Origin of the sequence: Clostridium sp. (assembly GCF_040797585.1) — a bacterium.
Classification (GTDB): Bacteria; Bacillota; Clostridia; order Clostridiales; family Clostridiaceae; genus Clostridium_Z.
The window spans coordinates 1-7151 of record NZ_JBFNEO010000150.1 but is presented as its reverse complement, the minus strand read 5'-3'; the positions used below and the strand labels follow the sequence as shown (position 1 = coordinate 7151).

Annotated in this window: 9 protein-coding genes; 2 read left to right on the top strand and 7 right to left on the bottom strand. The window is 28.6% G+C overall.

Annotation, left to right across the window (positions count from 1 at the left end; all coding sequences use genetic code 11):
* Positions 1-88 precede the first annotated feature (88 nt).
* From AB2369_RS09800 to AB2369_RS09790, 3 genes are all read right to left on the bottom strand, one after another.
* Positions 89-652, bottom strand: coding sequence for a sigma-70 family RNA polymerase sigma factor (locus AB2369_RS09800; RefSeq protein ID WP_367666298.1), 564 nt, complete (start codon positions 650-652; stop codon positions 89-91).
* Positions 653-1021: 369 nt separating this feature from the next.
* A complete protein-coding gene (locus AB2369_RS09795; RefSeq protein ID WP_367666297.1) occupies positions 1022-1474 on the bottom strand; it encodes a GNAT family N-acetyltransferase in 453 nt (150 codons plus the stop codon).
* 72 nt (positions 1475-1546) lie between these two features.
* Positions 1547-2008 carry an NUDIX hydrolase gene (locus tag AB2369_RS09790; RefSeq protein WP_367666296.1) on the bottom strand — a complete coding sequence of 154 codons (462 nt, stop codon included), beginning with the start codon at positions 2006-2008 and terminating at the stop codon, positions 1547-1549.
* A gap of 592 nt (positions 2009-2600) precedes the next feature.
* Here AB2369_RS09790 and AB2369_RS09785 point away from each other — a divergent pair.
* Positions 2601-2762: a hypothetical protein gene (locus tag AB2369_RS09785; RefSeq protein ID WP_367666295.1), complete on the top strand. Its 162-nt coding sequence runs from the start codon at positions 2601-2603 to the stop codon at positions 2760-2762.
* A 613-nt stretch (positions 2763-3375) separates the two neighbouring features.
* Here AB2369_RS09785 and AB2369_RS09780 read toward each other — a convergent pair.
* The 3 genes from AB2369_RS09780 to AB2369_RS09770 all read right to left on the bottom strand — a co-directional run bounded on the left by AB2369_RS09780 (position 3376) and on the right by AB2369_RS09770 (position 5493).
* Positions 3376-4230 (bottom strand): undecaprenyl-diphosphate phosphatase, encoded by an 855-nt coding sequence (locus tag AB2369_RS09780; protein WP_367666294.1) that lies wholly within the window; start codon positions 4228-4230, stop codon positions 3376-3378.
* 186 nt (positions 4231-4416) lie between these two features.
* Positions 4417-4887 (bottom strand): NUDIX hydrolase, encoded by a 471-nt coding sequence (locus tag AB2369_RS09775; RefSeq protein WP_367666293.1) that lies wholly within the window; start codon positions 4885-4887, stop codon positions 4417-4419.
* Positions 4888-4947: 60 nt separating this feature from the next.
* Entirely contained in the window at positions 4948-5493 is a 546-nt protein-coding gene (locus AB2369_RS09770; RefSeq protein WP_367666292.1) for a GNAT family N-acetyltransferase, read from the bottom strand.
* Between the two features lie 180 nt (positions 5494-5673).
* Here AB2369_RS09770 and AB2369_RS09765 point away from each other — a divergent pair, with 180 nt between their 5' ends.
* Positions 5674-6288, top strand: a complete 615-nt coding sequence (locus AB2369_RS09765) for an HD domain-containing protein (RefSeq protein ID WP_367666291.1) — start codon at positions 5674-5676, stop codon at positions 6286-6288.
* A 183-nt stretch (positions 6289-6471) separates the two neighbouring features.
* On the opposite strand, the gene AB2369_RS09760 is transcribed toward AB2369_RS09765, so the two are convergent.
* Positions 6472-7151, bottom strand: a 680-nt coding sequence (locus tag AB2369_RS09760) for a DUF421 domain-containing protein (RefSeq protein ID WP_367666290.1), incomplete at its 5' end; no start/stop codon positions are given.

Here is a 7151-nt window from a genome sequence, read left to right as displayed (position 1 = left end):
TCATTAAGCTCACTGGTACTAATCTCATCTTCTGTAATAGTAACATCATTTAATAAAGTTATAATTTCATCTTCATTAAAATAATTTTTCATTTTACTATCTCCTCCTTATAGGAAATCTTAAACTTTTCTATAATAGAGTTTCTTGTTCTCCAAAGCCTGTTATAAACTGCGCCTTTAGTCAAATTAAATGTCTTAGTTATACTATTGATATCTTCATCAAATATATATTTTCTTATAAATATCTCCCTATCTACTTTATTTTCATCACATAATAGCTCAAGAATTTTCTCTTTCTTTTCTCTACTAATATAGTCATTTTCAAGATCTCTATGGTCAGATATTATATCTTCCTCTATAGGAATATTATCCGCCTGCTTTAATTTTCTTTTATAATCTATGGCTTTATATTTACTGACAGCTAAGAGCCAATTTTTAAAGGAAGTTTTCTCTGGATTATAAAGATTATATTTATTCCATACTAAAAGATATATATCATTAAGGCATTCTTCAGCACTCTCATGGTTATCATGTCCTAAAACATTTATCACCACCTTAAATACTAGATTTGAATAAGTATCTATAATATACTCCAAAGATTTAGTATTTCTTTTCTTAAGTTCTAACAAAAAATTATCTTCATTAATACCCACTATAGCTCTCCTTTCCTATTTACTTTCTTTCATTAATTAAATACGAAATAAAAGCACTATGTTTCACAAAAACAAAAAAATTTATATAAAAGTACAATATAACTATGCTTTTATAGGTGAATAAACAATTATATAATTCATTTTTGCTACTAGCCTATTTTCTACCCTTATTCATTTTATCAGAAGAAAAATTTAAATGCTGTAATCTATAACTCTATAACCTAATACAATAAATACTAAAATTAAAAGAGGCTGTCGCGCAAAGAATAAAAACTACAATATATTGTATTAGATTTTTAAATTCTAAGACAACATATTGTGGTTAAATTCCTTAATGCGATAGCCCCTTTACTTAATCTTAAAAATTCCTTAGCACTCTCCATACATGAAGATATTCTCTTCCTTTATCTTTAGTCCCTGTTTTTCATAGAAATCTTTAGCGGGTATATTTCTCTCTGTTAATAAAGTAATATAAATAATATTTTCTTCTTTCAAGGATAGCTTTACGAAGTTCATTAACTTTGACCCTAAGCCAATACTCTGATAATCATTGTCTATGAAGTATTCATTTACAAAACACTCATCTCCTGAAAACCAGCTTCTTTTATGTCCAAAACATGCTCCAACAATAATATCTTCTTTTTCTATAACAAAACCTCTAAAAGCTGGATTATCCATAAATTCCTTTAAATATTTTGAACTTTGCTCTACAGATTCCCACTGATCAAACCATGGTGCTCCATTGTAAACTTTAATCATTAATTCAGCACAGGAATTTAAATCTTCTGTCCTCATTTTTCTTGCTTTATATTCTAAATTCATTATTCCTCTCCTCTTTCTATATAGAATAATTATGTCACAAACTATATGCTAAAGGCTAATTATTCTCTTAAATTATTTAAACACCCCGGTATTGTTATTAAGGAAATCTTCTAACATATCCTCATGCTGCTTAAGGAACAATCTAGGAATATTATCTCTACTAAAAAACTTCAAATCAAAGGTTTCCTTATTATCTACCATTAAATCCCCACTAATCATATTACATTTAAATAAATAGCATATTGATTGGGAAGTGTCCCCATTTGGGTATTCAGCAAAGTATTTTGAATATACTCCTATAAACTTTTCTACCCCTACCTCTAGCCCTGTTTCTTCCTTAACCTCTCTAATTAAGGCCTCTTCAACAGATTCATAAAGCTCAATAGCTCCTCCTGGAAGTCCCCACAATTCCTCTTTATCACTTCTTTTTTGAAGTAATATCTCCCCCTTATCATTAGTAATACATGCAACTGAAAAGTTTAATATTATAGTATCATGTCCTACTTTACTTCTTATCCACTTTATGTAATCCACTATTTAATCCCCCTCTTAACTTCTAAATATATATCTACCCATTGCACATTAAACTAAACTGCAATCTTCCAAATCCACAGCATATTCAAATATTAAATTTAGATAAGGTACATCTATATATAAACCACATGATAATTAAAACTAAATCCTAATTACTACTATTTAAAGCATATTCAAAAGTTGAATTTTCAGATGGTTTATCTATATAACAAATAAAATTTAATATATGATTAATTATAAACTATGATATTATTCAATTATTTCAATATTATTACAAAATTATAATAATAAATACTATTCCTAAAATAATATAATTCCTTATTATATATTCTTACTTATTATATATTCTTACTTATTATATATTCTTACTTAGAATTAATTTTAATAAGAAAAACACCATCGTAAATTTGTAATCATATAATAAGATAAACACAGATTTAATTTGCTAGTATATATATTTATACCATTAACATATTATGGTATAATGTTTAAGTAGAATACAAATACCACAGAGGATGGCTGTGGGGGTTGTACGTTTTCCTCCTTGGGCTATTTGGTTATTATCTCACTAGCTCAGGGGGTGGTATTGGGTATGCTGGAAATATTACTGATAGGAATAATGGTAATTGTTCTTATTAAAATGGTCTTAAAAAACAATGTATTTTTCAATTACTTGAGAATTAAAATTAAAATTTTAGGTCTTGATATTGAAATTAGAAGCAAAGAAAAAAGCACTCCATCCGACCAAGATTAAGTGCTTTTACCTTTAATTGATATTTAAAATTAATTTTACCCGATAGCCCTAAAACCAAAAACGTTCTAAGGATGCTTAGTGTTACCAGCACTAAGCATTTTTATTAAAAAACTTAAGGCTTTAAGTCTCATAATCTATTACTTTCTTACTATTATTATATCAAAGTTCTATGAAAAATAAACCTAGTTTATAAAATTTATATCTTAATTCTTAGATTCTCCTTATCTTCAAGTTGAATTCTACTTCTATATGAAAAGCTTACCTAGATTATATAATCTAGAATAATCTAAGAATCTTAAGTCTTATTCTCGATATAATAAATTTCCCATTAAATAAACTTACTTCATATTACAATAATAGACCTCAGTTTCATATTCTAGGACTACACTTCCATTATACTCATATTTATTAAATATGCTCTCTAAATCTGTTTAAGATTCTCAAGATACAAAAATTAAACTTCTTATAGGGTCTTTAGCCTAAATTTAACTTATACATGTACTTAAATCCTTTAAAACCTTGGAGTTTAAGTAGTGAATAAGATAAATTTTAATTATATAACTTAACTAACCTAAAGATTTATATTGTTAAATATATATACTAAGTTTTTTATTTAATGGAACACCCCTATAAATCCAGCTAGTAAAACTACAATAGCAAATATCATTCTATATACTGCAAAGATCTTCATTGGTTTTTTCTGTAAGTATGAAATAAACTTATTAATTACCACTAGTGCCACTATAAATGAAACTACAAATCCAGCCATAAGGGCCGTAATCTCTTGGGATGTAAGCATAGATATGCCGCCTATCTTTAGGATTTTCAAAAAGCTCATTCCTATCATAACTGGGATAGCTAAAAAGAAAGAAAACTCAGCTGCCACTACAGTAGAAAGCCCTGATATCCATCCACCTATAATAGTAGAAGCTGAACGTGACATTCCAGGAATTATAGCTAAACATTGAAATAGTCCAATTATTATAGCTTGTCTTACTGTTACATTTAGCTCTTGATTAGTTGTATTTGTATTTTTACTTCTAAATTTATTTTCAGCATATATCATCCATATACCACCTAAAAACAGTGTTATAGCTACGGATACCGGATTGAATAAATACTTATCAGATAAATCATCTAGTAGTATTCCAAATACTCCTCCTGGTACGCAAGCGATAAATATCATAAGCCAAAACTTAAATCCTGATTTTTCGTAGCCAACTTTCTTCGGAAAAAAGTTCACAAGAGTTTCTTTTATTTTTCCAAAATACAGTACAACTACCGCAAGTATTGCTCCAAGTTGTATAACATAAGTATACATCTCAACATAATTAGGATTTGTTCCTTTAAATCCCATTAAGTTCTGAAAAATAATCATATGGCCTGTGGAGGATACTGGTAGAAATTCCGTTATACCTTCAACAATTCCTAAGACTATAGATTGTATTATAAAAATTACTGTTTCCATTTAATCATCCTTTTCTAAATTTATTAAAATACTGTTTTAATGAATATCTATCCTCTTAAAGTAGCTTATAGTGGCTATAAATCCATTAATGGAAGTAATAAAAATTGAAATGTATGAGTTTATGATTTTTCTTTTAAGTTGAATATTAAATTATCCACACCCTAAAATTTCTGTCCACAAATTCTCTTACTTTTCCACAGATACAACTCTTTCAATAGTGATTGGTAAATTTTCAATTCTATCTTTTATAAAAATAGGATATATAACTTCATCCTTTAAATCCTTTAGTTTAACCCACTTAAACTCGAATTCTCTATCTTCCTCCGTTACATTAAACCTCTCTCCTCTTTCAAAAATCCTATTATCCTCACACTTAATTAAATAATAAAAACAAACTTCATGATATCTGTCTTCCTTATTTGTAAAGAAATGTTCACTTACCCAAAGTGGCCTGTCTACAGTAACCTTAAGTTGAAGTTCCTCTTCCATCTCCCTAATAATTGTGTTCTCTGTTGATTCATTGATTTCTACCCTTCCACCTGGAAAGGCATAAAAGTCATCGCTAGTTAGTTTATGTATAAGAACACTATTATCCTTAATTAAAATACCTGCTACTCTAAAGTTAAAAATTCCATCACCAATTTTAAAATTAATCATATATCCTCCTAGGTTATTTTCCATAACTACTTAACAGAATTCATATTTTATAAATATTTTCTAACTATTAGAATAATCTTTTGCTTCTAGTAAATAAAGCACATGTCCATATAATTCATTATCCTTCTCCACATTTGGATGATTGAACTCCATAACTTTTTTCATCCCTATCTTTTTCATTACATTTTCAGAAGGATGATTTATCTTAGCTGTAAAGCTATATATCTTTTGAAGTTTTAACTCTCTAAATCCATATTCTATACATGCCTTTGCTCCTTCTGTGGCATATCCTTTACCATGAGCCTCTTTTTTTAATCTCCATCCTATTTCAATACAAGGAGTAAATTCAGCTTCAAAACTAGCTTTATGAAGACCAAGAAGCCCTATAAACTCACCCTTTTCCTTTGTTTCCACTGCATAAAATCCATATCCTTCTATCTGAAACTCCTCTTGGATTTTATTATAAAAGGTTTCTGCTTCCTCATTAGATAGAGTCTTTGGAAAATACTTCATTACCCTAGTATCACTATTCATCTCTTTAAAGTCTTTTAAATCCTCCTCTTTCCAGTTTCTAAATATTAATCTCTCACTTTCAAAATAAATCATTTCTGCCTCCTATGTTAAACCTTATTTATTGGTACTCCTCCATGCTTCATATATTACATATATCGCTGCATATCTCTCTATATTATACCATGTGTCTCCATACACATGTCCTAGCATAAATTACTTTACATATGATATTATTTTAAGTATAGTACTTTGGATACATAGGAGGAATGTTATATGAAATCTAACATGCAAGATATATTTAAAGTTATCTCTCTAGCTGAAAAGTTAAAGAATGAATTAAGACATAGCTGGCTTTCAAGCGGAAGGCAAGAGAGTGTAGCTGAGCACACCTGGAGAATGTCTTTAATGGCAGTATTAATGGAGAAAAATCTATCTAAACCAGTTAATATGGAAAGACTACTAAAGATGATCATAATTCATGATCTTGTGGAAGCTGAAGCAGGAGATATCCCTGTCTTTAACATAATGAATAACGAGGAATTAAAAAAGCTTAAGACTAAAAATGAGTTGAAAGCCATAAATAATATTAGGACTACCTTAGGTAATGACTTAGGTGAAGAATTATATGATATATGGATGGAGTTTGAAAATAAGTCTTCCTATGAGGCTAAGGTAGCCAATGCTCTAGATAAATTAGAAGTTCAAGTCCAGCATAATGAAGCTAACTTTTCTACTTGGATAGATATTGAACATAAGCTATGCCTTATGATGGGACAATATGTAGAATTTGAGCCTGCTTTAGTAGATCTTAAGGATATAATAGAAAAAGATGCAATAGATAAACTTGCATCTAATGGTATAGATATAGAATCTATTAAATGTAGCTAAATGTTATTTTCTAGGCTTAACATGACTATTCTAAAATATATTTAAAATTTATATTTATTGACGGAAATGTTACCTATTGATATTTCTACTAAAAAGTCACCTTAAATTAAGATTAAAATCTAATAATCTTTACTTTAAGGTGACCTTTTATATCTTGTTAATAATTTTAAAAAGTCTTCAAATTTACTTAAATACATTAAAAGGTTCAGGGTCATTATCCTTTAAATCCACATTTAATTTCCCTGTGGCATCTACTGTAGCTAAAAACACCTCTTTGGGTGAATTTATCTTAAGCTTTTTAAGTTCATTAAATAACCATTGTTCATTATGATTCATTAATTTTAAATGTTCATTCATTATAATTCCATCAACAATAACCTCTGCCATAATTCCTTTGTAATTAGACTTAATCTTCATATCCTTAAGGGTTACCAACTGATTCTCTGGCTTTAAAAGTATACTAACTTTTCCACTGGTTTCTAATATAGCGTAATCTACTTTTCTTATATCAAATATATCCTTAAGCCTACATTCCTCTAAAACATCATTAATAGTAAACTTTGATTTTCTAAGATTTTTTTCTAAAAACTTACCATTTTGAATAAGTATGCTAGGCTTATCCCCTAGTACCCCTCTGAGACTTTTACCTTTTAGAGATATATAAGAAACTGCAATAGGTATTACTGAATATACAACAAGGGCAACAATGGCGTATTCATAAGGTATTTCGTGGTTTATTGCAAACTCTCCTGCTATAGACCCAATAGATATCCCTGCAATATAGTCAAAAAAGCTTAACTGAGAAAGTTGCTTTTTCCCCATAATTCTTGTAAATATAAAAAGTATAACTATGGACACTAAGC